The 15686-nt window shown below is 35.8% G+C and carries 11 protein-coding genes; 3 read left to right on the top strand and 8 right to left on the bottom strand.

Annotated features, from left to right (window positions below; translation table 11 throughout):
* Positions 1-86: 86 nt before the first annotated feature.
* Together ybaK and G6R40_RS06035 are read right to left on the bottom strand one after the other, a co-directional pair.
* Positions 87-560: a Cys-tRNA(Pro) deacylase gene (ybaK, locus tag G6R40_RS06040; RefSeq protein ID WP_165133007.1), complete on the bottom strand. Its 474-nt coding sequence runs from the start codon at positions 558-560 to the stop codon at positions 87-89.
* Between the two features lie 23 nt (positions 561-583).
* Positions 584-2653, bottom strand: a complete 2070-nt coding sequence (locus G6R40_RS06035; protein ID WP_165133005.1) for a TonB-dependent receptor plug domain-containing protein — start codon at positions 2651-2653, stop codon at positions 584-586.
* A 120-nt stretch (positions 2654-2773) separates the two neighbouring features.
* On the opposite strand from G6R40_RS06035, the gene G6R40_RS06030 reads away from it, so the two are divergent.
* Complete coding sequence (locus G6R40_RS06030; RefSeq protein ID WP_165133003.1) at positions 2774-3925, top strand: homogentisate 1,2-dioxygenase; 1152 nt, start codon at positions 2774-2776, stop codon at positions 3923-3925.
* Positions 3926-4021: 96 nt separating this feature from the next.
* Complete coding sequence (locus G6R40_RS06025) at positions 4022-5293, top strand: acetyl-CoA hydrolase/transferase family protein (protein WP_165133001.1); 1272 nt, start codon at positions 4022-4024, stop codon at positions 5291-5293.
* A 57-nt stretch (positions 5294-5350) separates the two neighbouring features.
* Here G6R40_RS06025 and G6R40_RS06020 read toward each other — a convergent pair whose 3' ends face one another.
* From G6R40_RS06020 to gldD, 5 genes are all read right to left on the bottom strand, one after another.
* The gene (locus tag G6R40_RS06020; protein ID WP_165132999.1) at positions 5351-7423 is read right to left on the bottom strand and encodes a M13 family metallopeptidase; all 2073 of its coding nucleotides are present in this window, start codon (positions 7421-7423) and stop codon (positions 5351-5353) included.
* Positions 7424-7535: 112 nt separating this feature from the next.
* A complete protein-coding gene (locus G6R40_RS06015) occupies positions 7536-8885 on the bottom strand; it encodes a peptidylprolyl isomerase (RefSeq protein ID WP_165132997.1) in 1350 nt (449 codons plus the stop codon).
* A 70-nt stretch (positions 8886-8955) separates the two neighbouring features.
* Entirely contained in the window at positions 8956-10785 is a 1830-nt protein-coding gene (locus tag G6R40_RS06010) for a peptidylprolyl isomerase (RefSeq protein ID WP_165132995.1), read from the bottom strand.
* A 36-nt stretch (positions 10786-10821) separates the two neighbouring features.
* Positions 10822-11742 carry a PfkB family carbohydrate kinase gene (locus G6R40_RS06005; protein ID WP_165132992.1) on the bottom strand — a complete coding sequence of 307 codons (921 nt, stop codon included), beginning with the start codon at positions 11740-11742 and terminating at the stop codon, positions 10822-10824.
* Positions 11743-11770: 28 nt separating this feature from the next.
* On the bottom strand, positions 11771-12328 hold the full coding sequence (gldD, locus tag G6R40_RS06000) for a gliding motility lipoprotein GldD (protein ID WP_165132989.1): 558 nt from the start codon (positions 12326-12328) through the stop codon (positions 11771-11773).
* Between the two features lie 274 nt (positions 12329-12602).
* Between gldD and rplS the strand changes: the two genes are divergently transcribed.
* Complete coding sequence (gene rplS / locus G6R40_RS05995; protein ID WP_165132986.1) at positions 12603-12959, top strand: 50S ribosomal protein L19; 357 nt, start codon at positions 12603-12605, stop codon at positions 12957-12959.
* A gap of 163 nt (positions 12960-13122) precedes the next feature.
* Here the strand turns inward: rplS and G6R40_RS05990 are convergent, their stop codons facing one another.
* Positions 13123-15666 carry a TonB-dependent receptor gene (locus tag G6R40_RS05990; protein ID WP_165132983.1) on the bottom strand — a complete coding sequence of 848 codons (2544 nt, stop codon included), beginning with the start codon at positions 15664-15666 and terminating at the stop codon, positions 13123-13125.
* Between the last annotated feature and the right edge of the window lie 20 nt (positions 15667-15686).

Here is a 15686-nt window from a genome sequence, read left to right as displayed (position 1 = left end):
TTAAGATTGTCTCAAAAATTGTTACGGCAACGAAAAATGAAATCTTAAAAATAATTAAAAACCTTTCAAAAATTTTGGAAGGTTTTTTAGTGGCAAAGATCAGCAAATTCAGCATTAATAATGTTTTTCAAATCATCAGGTTTTAAGATAATTTGTAAACCGCGCTTTCCTGCGCTGATGATAATTTCTTCTTCCAAAGTCGCCAGTTCTTCAATATAAGTTGGGAAATTTTTCTTCATGCCAATAGGCGAGCATCCGCCACGGATGTAGCCTGTGGTTGCTAACAAATCCTTCATGGGAAGCATTTCGCAGTTTTTGTTGTTGGAAGCTTTCGCGATTTTCTTTAAATCCAATTGTGCATTTCCAGGAATGACGGCCACAAGAAAAGGATCTTTTTGACCTTTCAGGATTAAGGTTTTATAAATTTTTTCTGGGGAAATGCCTAAGGATTCTGCGACATGTTCGGCGCTGAGGTCTTGCTCGTCGACCTCATATTCTCTTAGTTCAAACGGTATTTGATTTGATTCTAAAATCCTTACAGCATTGGTTTTCTTTGACATGGCTATTTTGATTTAATTCAAATTTAAAACTTTTTAGATTTTAATTCCCATTTAATTCCCAGAAAACTTCGCAAACCTTGCATTGACGCATAACCGTAAAGCGTATCGAACGTGTAGTTTTTTGGATTGTTAGCAGGATCGTTTGTGTGTTTGTCAAACGGATCGAAAGGACGCATAATTGGATTTTTAGGTATAAAATTTAAAAGGTTTTTAATTCCTGCATATATTTCAAAATGTTTAAATTGTTTCCTAACCTGTACATTGGCAAGTGTGAAAAAATCTGAATATTCTGGACGAAAATCGTCTTCCAAAATTGGCAAACGCATCGGTCCGTAAAATTGTCCAGTAAAATCTAGAATCCAATTTTTAGGAAAATAATAACTTAGATTGTACACGCCGCTCCATTTTGGCGCATGCAATTGTTGGATTTTTTCATTTGTTTCTTTTTGATAAACATCCATATAACTTATTCCAAAATTAATTTTAAAAGGTGAGGTCCAAAGCATGTCAAGGTTAAGAGAAATGCCTTTAGAAACAGCGAAAGCATCCAAGTTTTTGAAGATGATTTTGTTAGGATCTGTGTCAAAATCTCCAATTATTTTGTTGGTGAAATAAGAATAAAATCCAGATAAATCGATGTTTAAATGTGCTGTTCCTAACTTGACTTGGGTAATATAATTAACAAAACTATTGTAAGATTCTTCGGGTTTTAAAGTTTCTGAAATGATGACATCTCGCGAACCAGTTAATGCCGCGTGATCTTCTGTGAAAACATGTACAACCCGAAAGCCTTTTCCAAAGCTTGCCCGCAAAACATGTTGAGGATTGGGACTGAATTTCCATGCTAGTCGTGGCGAATGTATCATTTTGTGTTCGGTATCATAATCGATACGGGAGGCGAATAGTAAAGCCTTTGAAGTGGATATTTGCCATTCGTCCTGAACAAAAAAGCCATAAAGAGAGCGATCCAAAAGATTTCCAGTATCTGAATTTTTAAAAGTTGCTGGCGTATTGTCATCGTATTTTGAAAGTTTATAAGCGATTCCAGATTTTAGAATATGTTTTCCTAAACTTTTTTGCCATTCCAATTGTCCAAACAAAACTTGCTGATTTGCCATAAATGAAGTGTTTCCATAATATGAATTTTGATCGTGATAATTATATGAGAATAAGGCCGTAATTTGTTCAAGAGTTGGTAAATCATACAATCCAAAAGCTTCAAAACGATTGGTGTAGATGCTTTCTCCATATACTTCAGCGCCACCACGATTTTTCTTTTGCCATGACATTTCGCCTCCAAAACGATCTTCATAATAGTAACGAAGACCAAGACTAGCACGTCGATTTTTTTGCCTTTCGATATTCCATTTGTTAAAAATAGATAGGCGATGTTGCAATGCTGTATCGGTAAAGTTGTCGTGGTTGACATCGATTCGGTTTCCAAAATAAAAATGATTAAGACTTACTAAGCTTGTTGTTTTTGGATTGATTTTAAAGCTGGAAGCGATATCAAGATTCAGTTCTGCTTGGGATGAAGATGAAAAATCAAGACTTAATTTTGGCGCATATTTTGGGTTTTTGGTGATAATGTTAATGCTTCCGCCCATAGCTTCGGCACCAAAACTTGCGTCGGCAGGACCTTTAATAATTTCGATTCTTTCCACAAGACTACTAGGAATTCCGCTAAGACCATAGACCGTTGATAATGCGCTGAGCATCGGCATGCCATCGATAAGCATCAGGGTGTACGGACCTTCCATACCGTTGATGTGGATGTCGCCCGTATTACAAACCGAACAGTTGAGTTGAGGTTTTATACCATTTATCATTCCAACAGCGTCAAAAATGTTGTTATTCTTGGTTTTTTTGAGAAAAGAAGCCGTGTAAATTTCTATTGGAATGATGCTGTTTGATTTTTTCTTTGGTCGATTAGGTTTAGAAATAACAACCGTTTCAATTGATTTTGAGGTGTTTTTTTTGTTGAAAAATTTGATGCTGTCTGTGGTTATTTCGGAAATTGAAAGACTGTCTAACTCTTGTGAAAAGCCGATTTGAAATAAGAATATAATTATAAAAGTAAAAGTTTCCCTCATGTTATTTTTAAAGTTAGACAAATCTAACAAAAATATTTTGATTAGAAATAATTTTATTTTTTTGAATCCGTTTAACATGTCTTTTAAAATGATTAAATTTGAAAAAAGCTAAGAAGTAAAATGAGATATCATAGTTCAGGAAACATTCCACAGAAACGACATACCGTTTTTAAATCGCCAGATGAGCATTTCTATTACGAACAATTGTTCGGGACAGAAGGTTTCCATGGCATTTCGTCGTTGTTGTATCACATCCATCGTCCGACACAGATTAAGGAAGTGAAACTTTATAAAGATGTAACACCTAAAATTGCGGTTGAAAAAAATATCCAACCCCGCATGTTCAAAGGAAAAGATGTGACGCCAGAAGATGATTTTTTGGACAGTCGTAAGATTTTAATGTTGAATAATGACCTTAAAATGGGTTTGGCTAAACCCAAAAAATCCACCGATTATTTCTATAAAAATGCACACATGGACGAATTGTTTTTTGTGCATGAAGGCAAAGGTGTTCTTAAAACTTTTGTTGGGGATTTAGAGTTTGAAGTCGGAGATTATTTGATTATTCCGCGTGGTACGATTTATCAAATGACTTTTGAAACCGAAAATAATGTGTTGTTTTTCATTGAAAGTAATTCGCCAATCTATACACCAAAACGTTATAGAAACGAGTTCGGGCAACTTTTAGAACATTCACCTTTTTGCGAACGCGACATTATTTTACCAACCCATGTTGAACCAAAAGATGAAAAAGGTGAGTTTCTAGTCAAGGTTAAAAAAGAAGATCTTATTTGGGATTTTATATATGCGACACATCCATTCGATGTTGTAGGTTGGGATGGCTTCTTTTATCCTTTTAAATTTAATATCAAAAATTTTGAACCCATTACAGGCCGCGTGCATCAGCCGCCGCCAGTGCATCAAAATTTTGAAGCGCACAATTTTGTAGTGTGTTCTTTTGTAGCACGACTTTTTGATTATCACCCGTTGGCAATTCCTGCGCCTTACAACCACTCTAATATTGATTCTGATGAGGTTTTGTTTTATACAGAAGGCGATTTTATGAGTCGCAATCATATCGATTTGATGGATTTTACCCTTCACCCAGGAGGCATCGTACATGGACCACATCCAGGTGCTATGGAGCGTAGTATTGGTGTTAAAGAAACCCATGAATATGCGGTGATGGTTGACCCTTTTCGACCATTATTATTAACGGAAGAAGCCATGAAAGTCGAAGATCCCTCGTATTTAACAAGTTGGTTAGATTGAGCGAATGTTCGCTAAATTATATGATAAATCTCATTTTTGTGTCCCATAAAGAAGTCATAATTTTAGGGGATTCGTCTAAAAGTAAGTAAAACAGTTATGATAAATTATGTAAGTGCAGAAGAAGCTGTGTCCGTGGTGAAAAGCGGAGATCGTATATTCTCGCATGGTAGTGCATGTACACCTAATTTTTTGTTAAACGAACTAGCCAACCAAAGCCATAGATTAAAAAATGTGGAAATGGTTTCTATTACGCAACAAGGAGAAGTGGCCATTGCAAAACCTGAATATGGAGAGAGCTTCAGAATTAATTCTCTGTTTGTATCCACGCCAGTTCGTGAAGCAGTTAATTCAGAAAGAGGAGATTTTGTCCCGATTTTTCTAAGTGAAATTCCTATTCTTTTTAAAAATAATATATTGGCTTTGGATGTGGCTATTGTTACGGTGTCTCCACCGGATAAGCATGGTTACGTTACTTTAGGAACTTCCGTAGATATCGCCAGATCTGCAGTGGACACCGCAAAAATTGTTATTGCACAAGTTAATCCGAAAATGCCAAGAACTCATGGCGATGGGATGATCCATGTGAGTAAAATTGATAAATTTGTTTGGCACGAGGAAGATTTAATGACCATTGATTACGGTGCGAAAGCTGGTGCAGAAGAAGCGCTTATCGGAAAATATGTTGCAGAAATTATCGATGATGGTGCGACTTTACAAATGGGAATTGGAACTATTCCTGATGCGGTTTTGAAAGCTTTAGGTAATCACAAAGATCTCGGTGTTCATACCGAAATGTTGAGTGACGGTGTAATAGATCTTATTAAAAATGACGTTATCAATAATAAAAGCAAAGGTTTTCATAACAATGTAAGTATTACGAGTTTTTGTTTTGGAACCAAAAAATTGTATGATTTCGTAGATGACAATCCTGCAATTGCTTTTTTGGATGTTCAGCATGTTAATTTTCCGATTAACATTATGAAAAATAAAAAAGTTCATGCTATAAATTCTGCAATTGAAATTGATTTGACAGGCCAAGTTTGTGCTGATTCCATAGGAACTTATCAATATAGTGGTATCGGTGGACAAATGGACTTTATGCGTGGTGCTGCACTTAGTGAAGGCGGAAAACCTATTATGGCATTGAGTTCTCGCACAAAAAAAGGCATTCCGAGAATCGTTCCTTTTTTGAAGCCTGGCGCAGGCGTTGTGACGACAAGAGGACACATGCATTATGTGTGTACCGAATTTGGTACCGCTTATCTATATGGAAAAAATTTAAAACAACGTGCAAAAGCTTTAATTGATATTTCGCATCCTGATGACCGCGAAATGCTTGAAAAAGCAGCATTCGAAAGGTTTAAATAAATATCTTTCTATTTTTTAAAAACTAAGGCTATCCAAATTTGGATAGCCTTTATTTTATTACCAGATTTTGATTCGTTCTTCTGGTTTTTTGTAATGTTTGTCACCTTCTTTAATATCGAAAGCTTTGAAGAAAGCGTCAACATTTACCAAAGGTCCAACTGCTCGATACATTCCTGGCGAATGTGGGTCCGTTTTAACTTGATTGGTTAAGAATTTGTCAGTTGATTTGGTTCTCCACACGGTTGCCCAACTTAGGAAAAATCTTTGGTCCTGTGTGTAACCACTGATTAATCCTGGATTTCCGTGATCTTTTAGATACATTTGTAGAGCGTCGTAAGCCACTGCAACACCGCCAAGGTCACCAATGTTTTCTCCCATTGTGAAAGTACCATTGACTTTAGATCCTTTTACAGGTTCATAATTAGAGTATTGTTCGCCTAGCTTTTTGGTTGCTGCTTCAAAATTTTTGCGGTCTTCGTCTGTCCACCAATTGTTAAGATTTCCTTCACCATCGAATTTTGATCCGCTATCATCAAAACCATGTCCAATTTCGTGTCCGATAACGGCGCCAATTCCGCCAAAATTAACAGCAGGATCGGCTTTGAAATTGAAGAAAGGCGGTTGTAGAATTCCGGCTGGGAAAACGATTTCGTTATTGGATGGATTGTAATAAGCGTTCACTGTTTGTGGCGTCATTCCCCATTTGGTTTTGTCAACTGGCTGACCAACTTTTTCTAAGTTTTTAGAATATCTCCAAGCCGAAACATTTTTTAAATTCTCATACAAAGATGTTTTGTTTGGACCTTCAATTTTAAGTTTAGAATAATCTTCCCATTTGTCAGGATAGGCTACTTTTACGGTAAATTTCGATAGTTTTTCTAAAGCTTTTTCCTTGGTTGTAGCAGACATCCATTCTAGCTCAGAGATGTGTTTTTGGTAACTTTTAATTAAATAACCAATTAATTCTTGCATTTGCATTTTAGCTTCTTCAGGGAAATATTTTTCAACATATAATTTTCCGAAAGCTTCTCCTAAAACACCATTTATCATTTGTAGTCCGCGTTTATTAAGAGCACGTTGCTCTTCTTGACCTTGCAGATATTTGCTATAGAAAGAAAAATTTAATGCATCCATTTTTTGATTGAGAACGCCAGCATTACCAGAAAGTAATCTCACTTTCATATAATCTTTGATTAAAGGAAGATTTTTTTCATTGATAAAATTATCCAAATTTTGGTAGTAAGCTAATTCGCCAAGGATAACACGATCTGTGTTAACGCCAGCACTTTTAAGAAAATTGGGAAGGTCAATATTTTTCACCATGGCAGAAAGTTCCGCAGTGGTTTTTGGATTGTAACGCTTGTTGGCATCGCGACCTTGTTCTAAAGTTAAATAAGTTTTAGCCAAAGACTTTTCGAAATCAACGATAGATTTTGCAACTTCTGGACTGTTTTTATAACCGATAATATCTAGAAGAGCTGCGACATGTTTTTGATATTCTGTTAGAGTTTTGGTATTGGCTTCGTTTTCTTTTTGGTAATAGTCTTTTCCTAAACCAAGGTCTGCCGCGCCTAGATAGATGGCATTGTTTTTAGAATCTTTAAGATCTGCACCAACGCGCCATCCGTAGAAAGGATTGTCTCCGTATTTGGTTGCCTGATTAAGATAAGACTGTAAATCTTTAAGGTTTTTAATAGCATCTATTTTCTTAAAATCAGCCAGGATTGGCTTCAGACCATCAGCATCTCTTTTCTTAAGATCCATATAGGAAGCATAAAGGTCTTGGATTTTTTGACCTTCGGAACCTTGTGAAAACTTATCGCTCAAGATGTGGTTAAGAATGTCCAAAGAGGCTTCGTCTGTTTTTTCTCTTAGTTCGTTAAAAGATCCCCAACTTGCTTTGTCGGCTGGTATTTTGGCTGTTTTAACCCAATTTCCGTTAACATAATTGAAAAAATCGTCCTGTGGTCTTACGGACTTATCCATCATTGACAAGTTGATTCCAACTTCTTGATATTGTTTTGAATTTTTTGATATTGTTGCGGCTGTCGCATCCGTTTTTTGGGCAGTAACTTGTTGCGTGGCTAATACGCCTAATAATGTTAGTACGCCAATACTTACTTTCTTCATTTTTTGAAATTAATAAAGCTAAAGATAAGAAATTATTGTCGTTTTTGGTTTAGCATTTAATATAAAAAAACCTTACTAATTAAAGTAAGGCTTCTATATTTTACAAAAAATATTATTTTTTTTCTAAACCATCTTTGATGTGGCAATCTTTGTATTTGTCATCGATAGAGATGAAGATGTTAGGTGTTTTTTGTTTCACCCATTTTTCAACGATTTCGCCTTTCTTTTTGTTAAGCGCCATCTCTTTAATTCTCTCGTAATCCGTTTCCATATCAAGAGAGTGTGCGTCAATTACGTCGTTAACAGAAACAATAGCAATGGCTTTTCTACGGTTAAGCGTTTCTTCAAAAGGTTCTGTAATATCACCTTTGTTGAGTCCCGCAATTTGGTAAGATATTGTAGGATCAAGGTGAAGTTTTTCAATCTTGTCGCCACCATCCTGAGCTTGCATTACCCCAGCGTTGAACTTGGTAGACTTGTCTTCAGAATATTTGTAAGCAGCATCTTTGAAAGTTGTTTTACCATCTAGAATCTGTTGACGAATATTTTCTAATAATTTTTTAGCCGTTGTTACTTCTTCTTTTGTAGGTTCTGCTTTTAACAAGATGTGTCTTGCATCGAATTTGTTCCCCGTTCTTTTAACTAATTGGATTAAGTGGAAACCAAATTCGGATTCTACAGGTTCTGACATTTCGCCTTCTTGTAGGTTAAGTGCTGCGGCCTCAAAAGGCTTTACCATTTGGCCTTTGTTGATGTTTTTATAAAGACCGCCATTGGCTGCTGAGCCTTCATCTTCCGAATATATTCTGGCTTGTGTTTCAAAAGATTCGCCTGCAAGAATGTCTTTTTTAATTTTATTGAGTTTGTCGATAAGCTCTTGTTTGTGCGCTTCTGTCAACTTGGGGTAAATACTAATTTTGCCAAGAATAACTTCATCTTTTACCTGAGGTAATTGGTATTTGAACTGGTTAAAAAAGTCGGTTACCTCGTTAGGCGTAACGTCTGTTTTCTCCGTAATTCTTGCGTATTTCTGTTGTCCATAATATTGGTCAGAGTCGATTTTTTCAATAGCATTTCGCATTTCGTATCCTGTACGGAACTTGTACATGCCTAACATGGTTTTCTCGTCTGGGAATTGTGATAAGATTTGGTTATACTTTTGTTGTGCCATATCTTTAATAACAGCAGCACGATTTTCGATCAACGTATCTCTTTTCGCTTCGTAGATGATAATTTTGTTGTTAACAATGCTTGTCAAAAACTCACATTTATCAGCCACTTGTGTGCCTTGTTGTTTTGCGTAGTTGGCTTGTTCTTCAATGTCGGATTCTAATACGATCTCGTCACCGATAACCGCTGCAATGCCGTCTAAGTATTGACCTGGTTTTATCTGAGCCTGTATGTTCGAATTTATAAGAACTAAAGCTAGCAGGATAAAAACCGATTTTAATTTATTTAACATTATGTTTTTTTGTAAAATTTGTTTGCAAAAATAGGATTATAAATGGATTGTTGTCAATCTTTTATTATAATTATTTCTTAAAAGTCTTGGCAAGGTCTTCTACAAAACCCGGTTGTATTTCAACTTTTATTTTCTTTTTTTGATTGGCGATACTTTCTTTCAAGAATTGTTCTGTCATCGCATCTTTCACATTGGCTTGTGCTTCTTCGAAAGTCATGTTTTCTTCTGGTAGCAATTCGTCAACAGCTACGATAACATCGCGGTCTTTCACTTTTGTTTGATGAACGCCTTTTTCGTAAGGAACTTTGAACTCGGTGAAAACTTCAGCGCTTGCAGGGACTTTTCCTTCTTCAAAACTTACCAAAATTTGATTTTTAGCATTCAGCTTCTTATCGTATTTAGCTTTTAGACTTTCCCAGTTTTTAAGATTGGCCATTTCTTTTTTAACCTCAGAAACCAATTTAGGGTCAGAGATAATGGCAACGCGACTACTGGCACGTTTTTCCCATTTGTATTTGTCTTTATGATTTTCAAAATAAGATTTTTGTCCTTTTTCATCTTTGTTGATCTCGCCTTTAAGATAATCATCAAAAATGTATTGTGAGTAAAGGTTTTGACGTAAATCGTTTAGCTCTGTTTTAATTTCGGGACGGTTTTCAAAGTCATCAACGAACGCTTGGTAAACAAAATCTTTGATTTGATAATCGATAAGATTTGACCATTCTGTTGCGGGAATTGCATCAAGACTTTTGTAGTTTTTATCGATGAAATCTTTCAGGTCAGAATATTTTTCAACTTTAGATTTGTATTGATACAGTGGCGCGTTTGTATTTTTAAAATTCTTAAAATCAGCATAACTTTTTTTAATAGTTGCCAACTCTGGAAAGCTTTTATAATCTGGCGCTATCATAATGTTTTTAAGAAGATTGTCGCTTACATTCCCTGCGTAAGTACTTCTTTTGAGTTCGTCTTTGAAGAATTCTTTATTTTCATTACTAAGCTTGTAAGGCTCAATATGATAAATGTTAAAAATGAAGAATTTTTTATCAATCTTGATCGGCTCTGTTGTGTAATATCCAGCAGTTTTTCCTTTAAGCTGAGCATAGACTTCATCGGGCAGAACTGGAGAGCCTAGCACCAAACCACCGTTTTTTCTTTCGTGATCTGTGGAACCAAATTCCTTAATAACTTCCTCGAATTTTTTTCCTGATTTCAGCGCAGCATAAATTTTTGCTTTCGTTTCATCTGCATTAAAATCGTTAGGGTAGGACAATGTCCCAAAAGTCACATAACCAAGGCTAGGTCTTTTCTCGATAAGTTTAGCAAAAACAAAGCTACCATTGGCGTTGAATAGTTTGGTATAGCTTCCAACAGGTGTTTTTTCTATTTCTGCGAAAAGCTCGTTGTCCAAGACGCCAGCTTTTATATAAGTCGGAGGCATTGGATTTTTAACATATTTTTCCAGTGCGTTGTCTATGGTTGTTGTCCCAGCTTTTACGTCTTTATAGATTTGGTCGTAATTGTTGGTGTCTTCCGCTTGTTTTATTACATTGAAAACCTGGATTTTGTATTCGGTTTGGCTAGCTCTCAAATACTCTGAAATCACAGGATCCAAGATTCTTGCAGGAATCAAATGCGCGTCTTTCAGATCCTTTGTTCTCATATTAACCGCGTTGCGGAAAGAACTCAAAGTATCAGCTTTTTTTTCTTTTGCTAACTGTTGAAGTAACATAAATTCTACCGTAGAATTTATGGTTGCATCGATGCCTGTTTGTTCGAGACCGTATTTATATTTTTCTTTAAAATCCTTTAGCGTGATATTTTGGTCGCCTACAATAATGCTTTGACCAAATGCAACCTGAGTTGCCAATGCCGCTAATACAAAAAAAGTCTTCTTCATTATATAATATTATTGATGTTTGATGTCAAACATTTTTTACATACTAAGTTCGAAAGTTGTTAACTCGCGGAACTGATTGATTCTTGATTTTAATTCATCTTTAGTAACGTTTTCTAAACGTACAGTCCCGAATTTTTCTACCGTGAAAGATGCCATCGCACTTCCTACGATAAGGGCGTTTTTAAGATTCTCGAAACTGAAATCTCCAGTTTTGGTGATGTAAGCTGCAAGTCCTCCAGCAAAGGTGTCACCAGCGCCTGTTGGATCAAAAACTTCTTCTAATGGTAACGCAGGAATTGCAAATATTTTCCCGTCATGGAATAATAATGCACCATGTTCCCCTTTTTTGATAATCACGAATTTTGGCCCTAAAGCATGGATTTTTTGAGCGGCTTTTACTAAAGAATATTCTCCGGACAATTGTCTTGCCTCTTCATCATTTATCGTAATAACGTCAGTTTTTGCAATTACTTCCATTAACAAATCCCAAGTAAGATCCATCCAGAAATTCATGGTGTCAAGAATGACCATTTTTGGTCTTTGGCTCATTCTTTCCAAAACGGCTAACTGTACTGCAGGGTGAAGGTTTCCTAACATCAAAACATCAGCATCTGCGAAGCTTGCAGGGATTTTTGGGTCAAAATTTTCTAATACATTAAGTTCTGTTACCAGCGTGTCACGCGAATTAAGATCGTTGTGGTATTTTCCACTCCAAAAGAAAGTTTTCCCATCTTGGATAACTTCTACACCATCGATGTTGATGTTTTTTGAAGTTAGCATATCCAAATATCCTTGTGGAAAGTCTCCTCCGATAACCGAAACTAAACCAACTTCTGCCTCCAAAGCCGACGCTGCAAGTCCGATATAAGTTGCTGCACCGCCTAAGATTTTGTCAGTTTTTCCGAATGGGGTTTCGATAGCGTCAAATGCTACAGTTCCTACTGCTAGTAATTTCATATCTATAAGTCTTTATTTAAATTTAATATTATTTTTTCCACTGAAAAGTATCTATCAAGTGGAGAATGTCTTTTTTTATGTAGTCCACCGCCGGTGCTAAAGAATCGGGTTTTGGACGGGTGTTAAAATATAAATTTCCAGTTAAAAAATGTCTGGTGCTATCCGTCACATAAAACTGAATGTTGGATGCCGACTGGCCTTGCAATTCGTAAAAATTACCATAAACTTTTTTCTCTGGATAAGAAAAGCTTTTCGTGTCGATAGAAGTGGCTTTTATCGTATGCTCATACACCATTCTTTCTGCCTCTTTCAGATGGCTTTGGAAATCGCCCGTTATGGGAAGATAGGTGATGAAGACTTTGGCTTTCATATTTTTGTAATTGATATTATACCAACACGATTCTTTTGCATTTTGTATCACCGCAAAGTCTGAATAGTCAAACTGAAAAGGACAATCTGTACTAAAAGTCTGATAACGTGGTTTTGGATATTCTAATCGCAAATCCCCGCTAGGCTTGGGCACATAATCTTTCTTGCAAGAAAACAAAAGTGCCAAAACAGAAAGTCCTAATAGCTTTTTTAACATCTGGCAAAAATAGTGATAAGATTTTAGATACTGAACATTATAAAATATAAAAAAATCTTAATTCTTAGTCTTTTAAGCGGATATTCTTCGTTTTTGAGATCGTATTAAAATACTTTTGAAACTAAGTCTTTGATAATTCGAGTATTAAAAGCAATAAAAAAATATAATTTGTATTGTAGAATTCATAAAAATGATTAATTTTGCAATCTGTTAATCAACCTCTGACGAAAGGCGTGAAAGTTGTTTGACTTTGAATTATTTTTTTATTTAAATAATGGATTTAATTAAGTACGTACAAGACAAGTACATTGACAAAAAAGAGTTCCCAAGTTTCAAAGCAGGTGATACAATTACTGTTTATTACGAAATTAAGGAAGGTCAAAAAACAAGAACTCAGTTCTTTAAAGGTGTGGTGATCCAGCTAAGAGGAACTGGTGCTACTAAGACATTTACCATCAGAAAAATGAGTGGAGATGTTGGTGTGGAAAGAGTTTTCCCTATCAACATGCCTGCACTTCAAAAAATTGAAGTTAACAGAGAAGGTAAAGTTAAAAGAGCTAGAATCTATTACTTCCGTAATCTTAGAGGTAAGAAAGCAAGAATTAAAGATAAGTCTTTCGGAGGAAAATAATCCAAGATATTTATCTAACAATAAAAGCTATATCGCAAGATGTGGCTTTTTTGTTGTCTTATCGTTTTCTGTGAGACAATTTAATTTTAATGCAGTTCAAGAATATTTAAAAATAAAAAAAACTGCCCGAAAGCAGTTTTTAGTTTTATATCATTTCCAATATTTACATTGGTCCTTGTTGATCGTCGCCACCAGTAGCATTGGCATTGATGTCTTTTTTTCGTTTAGGCTGTTCTACTTTTTCACCTTGACGGAAGCGGTAACTTAACGATACGCTAAATTGTCTTGGTTGAAATTGCATGAAAGATCGACGCGTGTAGTCCGAATTGTAGCTAAATACTTCTCGACCTCTTGTATTGAAGATATCCTGGATGTTGAAGGTAATGGTTCCGTTTCCTTTCCAGATTGTTTTTGAAGCACCTAGGTTAAGCGCGTACATGTCTGCAGTTTTTTGGTTGGCAGATTTTTGTCCACCTCGGAAGAAACCTTGAAGTTGTATGCTAAAGGTTTTGTCTAATTTAAAGGTAGAATTTAATCTAGCTCTTGTTGAGAACCCGTCACCTGTGAAGTCCATAGTTCTCGTTACGTCGTTACCATTGATGTCTTTTGCTACGTAGCTCGCAATACCAGTAGTTTTGTAACCAAATAAGTCTAAGCTACCCATCAATTTTAACCAACTGAAAGGGTCGTAAGTGAAGTTAAGATCCAAACCATATCTATCATCATCACCTAAGTTAATTGGTTTTGTGTAGAAAACATTCGATGTTTCATCATTTCTATAAACCAACATTTTTGTATCATCTGTCGCATGACGGTAGTACAATGTAGGGTTGATGGTTATTTTTCCTTTTTGCAAACTATATCCAAATTCGAAAGAGTTAACATAAGATGGGTTAAGATCAATATTACCTTCGAAGATGTTTTGGTTGTCAGAATAATTAGGATAAGGAACCATGAAGAATGATCTTGGTCTGTCAATTCTTTTTGAGTAGTTAACTAAAAACTGACTTCCTTTTGCTAAATCATAACTTAAGAAAACACTTGGGAAAATATTGTTATAGCTTTTGGAATTATGTGGAAGGCTTTGATTCAGATTTCTATAGTCGATATCAATTTTTGAATGTTCGTTTCTTAAACCTAATTGATAAGCGAATTTTTCACCAATTTTACTTTTGAATTGCGCATATATCGCGTTGAAGGTTTCTTTATAACTCGTAACGTTGTTGTAATTCGCAATCGCGGGATTGTTAGATGTACTGTTTACGATATTTTGGTAGTCATTGTTGTTGGCATCTAGACGATATCCGGCTTCGATTTTGGAATATTCTCCAATAGGAAGTTCGTAATCTGCTTTTGCGATAATCGTTTTATTAACACTTCTTCTCCAGGTGTTATCTTCTAGTACAAAAGCATTATTATTAAACTCTGTAATATCATTTTTGTTGACAGAACGATTGCGTTGTGCGCTGAATGATAAGGAAATGTTTTGTCCTTTGTCATCAAATTTATGATCCACACCAACATCTCCTTGGAAAGCTAAATTCACCATGCGTCCAATTTGGTCACGATTTCTGAAATTATTGATAGCTTGGAAATTCTGATAATCATAAGTCAAACGACCATTGCTGTCATTTTCAAAACTTCTTACAGTTCCAGAAATGTTAAAAGATGTTTTGTCGCTAATGTCATACACTAGACCTGTTGTCGCATTATAGTTTTGCCCTTTGCTGTTATTTTTTGTTCTTTGGATAATAGCTGTTGGATCGCCTATGGTTGCTACATTATTATAATAGGTGTCGTTCTCGTTGGTATTTTTGTTTTCCATGTAACCACCGCCACCATTGATGAAGAAGGTTAATTTGTCTTTTCTCCAGCTTAGGTTGGTGTTAAGATTGGTTCTTGGGTAATATCCTAAACTACCTGTGACAGAACCATTGAAACCTACTTTTTTAGTTTTCTTTAAAATAATATTAAGAATACCCGATGTTCCGGAAGCTTCAAATTTTGAAGACGGATTGGTAATAACTTCGATTTTTTCAATTTGGTCTGCTGGGATAGATTGCAGCGCATTGGCACCGTCATCAATTCCTAAAAGTGATGAAGGTTTTCCATTAATCAAAAACTTAACATTAGAACTTCCTCGCATAGAAACCGTACCGTCTGTATCCACAGAAACCGAAGGCACATTGGATAACACATCCTGCAAGTTTCCACCCTTACTCACGATATCTTGCGAAGGGTCATAGGTTTTTTTGTCCAATTCTACACGATAAGGTTTTGCAGCAGCAGCAGTAATTACAACACCTTGGATTTGGGTTGTTTTATCCAGATTGGCAACTTCATTACCTTGAATAACAAATGCAGGAATTGTCCCTGGTTTTGTAACTTGAATCGTTTGCGTTTTTGGTTTAAAATCGATAGCTTCTATTGTCACATCGTAATTGCCTGCTGCCAATTCGATTTTGAAATTACCGTCTACATTTGCCAAAACAGCATCACTAAGCTGCGGATTGTTTTTATTTTTAAAAGTAATCGACGCGTAACCAATGCCGTTGTTGGCACCGTCTTGTACACGACCTGTTACGGCCATTTTTTGTTGTGTCGCAGCTGGTCGCTCTTGCGCAAAAGCCATAGAGGCTGCTCCCAGTACAAATACAAGTCCGAATGTCCTTCTCTGAATAATGTTTCTGATTTCTGTTTTTATCATAATTTTTTGTTTACCGAAGC

The sequence above is a fragment of the Chryseobacterium sp. POL2 genome (assembly GCF_011058315.1).
Taxonomy (GTDB): domain Bacteria; phylum Bacteroidota; class Bacteroidia; order Flavobacteriales; family Weeksellaceae; genus Soonwooa.
This window is presented reverse-complemented; position numbering and strand designations above follow the sequence as displayed.

Excerpts from the sequence above, each read along its gene's own strand:
- ybaK (WP_165133007.1), bottom strand. The coding sequence starts at position 560 with ATGTCAAAGAAAACCAATGCTGTAAGGATTTTAGAATCAAATCAAATA.
- G6R40_RS06035 (WP_165133005.1), bottom strand. The coding sequence starts at position 2,653 with ATGAGGGAAACTTTTACTTTTATAATTATATTCTTATTTCAAATCGGC.
- G6R40_RS06030 (WP_165133003.1), top strand. The coding sequence starts at position 2,774 with ATGAGATATCATAGTTCAGGAAACATTCCACAGAAACGACATACCGTT.
- G6R40_RS06025 (WP_165133001.1), top strand. The coding sequence starts at position 4,022 with ATGATAAATTATGTAAGTGCAGAAGAAGCTGTGTCCGTGGTGAAAAGC.
- G6R40_RS06020 (WP_165132999.1), bottom strand. The coding sequence starts at position 7,423 with ATGAAGAAAGTAAGTATTGGCGTACTAACATTATTAGGCGTATTAGCC.
- G6R40_RS06015 (WP_165132997.1), bottom strand. The coding sequence starts at position 8,885 with ATGTTAAATAAATTAAAATCGGTTTTTATCCTGCTAGCTTTAGTTCTT.
- G6R40_RS06010 (WP_165132995.1), bottom strand. The coding sequence starts at position 10,785 with ATGAAGAAGACTTTTTTTGTATTAGCGGCATTGGCAACTCAGGTTGCA.
- G6R40_RS06005 (WP_165132992.1), bottom strand. The coding sequence starts at position 11,742 with ATGAAATTACTAGCAGTAGGAACTGTAGCATTTGACGCTATCGAAACC.
- gldD (WP_165132989.1), bottom strand. The coding sequence starts at position 12,328 with ATGTTAAAAAAGCTATTAGGACTTTCTGTTTTGGCACTTTTGTTTTCT.
- rplS (WP_165132986.1), top strand. The coding sequence starts at position 12,603 with ATGGATTTAATTAAGTACGTACAAGACAAGTACATTGACAAAAAAGAG.
- G6R40_RS05990 (WP_165132983.1), bottom strand. The coding sequence starts at position 15,666 with ATGATAAAAACAGAAATCAGAAACATTATTCAGAGAAGGACATTCGGA.